General features: G+C 61.5%; 1 pseudogene. It reads left to right on the forward strand.

Features of this window, described 5'->3' with window-relative positions:
* Window positions 1-1,198, forward strand: a pseudogene (locus tag H8B02_RS47285) (transposase); the annotation flags it as partial.
* Window positions 1,199-1,268: the final 70 nt, after the last annotated feature.

Here is a 1,268-nt window from a genome sequence, read left to right on the forward strand (position 1 = left end):
TCGGCCGGCCTTCGATCGATCCCGAGCTGATGATACGGATGCTTCTGATCGGCTATTGCTTCGGCATCCGATCGGAGCGGCGTCTGTGCGATGAGGTTCACCTCAATTTGGCCTACCGGTGGTTCTGCCGGCTCGGCCTGGACGTTGCGGTGCCGGATCACTCAACGTTCTCCAAGAACAGACATGGTCGCTTCCGAGAAAGCGATCTCTTCCGTCGCGTGTTCGAGAACGTCTTGCACCGTTGTATCGAGGAGCGGTTGGTCGGCGGTGAAGGATTTGCCGTGGATGCGAGCCTGATCAAGGCCGACGCCAATCGGCAAAAAGGGATTGAAGGCGATAAGGGACTCCCACCGGAGGCGACAGGCCGAGCGAGCGAGTACCTGGCCGTCCTCGACGATGCCGCTTTCGGAGCAGCGACCGAGGTCACCCCGAAGTTCGTGTCGCCCGCCGATCTGGCGGCACGCTGGACGGGCGCGCACGGCGGCCAAGCCTTCTTCGCCTATTCGACAAACTACCTGGTCGACGTCGAGAACGCGATCATCGTCGATGTCGAGGCAACCACGGCAATCCGGCAGGCGGAGGTGTTGGCTGCCAAGCGCATGATTGAGCGCTCGCTCGAACGGTTCGACCTTTACCCCACCCGGCTCCTCGGCGACAGCGGCTATGGCTTGGCCGAGATGCTCGGCTGGCTGGTTTACGAGCACGGGATCGAGCCGCACGTGACGGTGTTCGACAAGTCGGCCCGCGCGGACGGGACCTTTTCGCGCGAGGACTTCACCTATGACCACACCAGCGACGTCTATACCTGCCCCGGCGGCAAGATGCTGACCACAACCGGAACACTGGTGAACGATGGCGCAACGATGCTCTACCGGGCGAGCAAGCACGATTGCACCGGCTGCGCCTTGAAGGCTCGCTGCTGCCCCAAGGACTTGATCCGCAAAGTGTCTCGCTCGATCTACGAGGGCGCTCGCGACATGGCGCGCGAGATAGCACGATCATGGGAGGGCCGTACTCACGCCGGTTGCGGAAGAAGATCGAGATGCTGTTCGCGCACCTCAAGCGCATTCTCAAGCTCGACCGTTTACGATTACGAGGCCCAAACGGCGCACGCGACGAGTTCACCCTCGCAGCCACCGCACAGAACCTTCGGAAGATGGCCAAGCTGATCGCGATGCCTATAGCAAGGCCCGCATAGGGACCACCTCGATCTCATCCCCGCCCAACCATTACAACGGAATACTGCCGGCCTTTTTCAACTGAATCGG

Source organism: Bradyrhizobium altum (assembly GCF_020889705.1).
Lineage (GTDB): Bacteria > Pseudomonadota > Alphaproteobacteria > Rhizobiales > Xanthobacteraceae > Bradyrhizobium > Bradyrhizobium altum.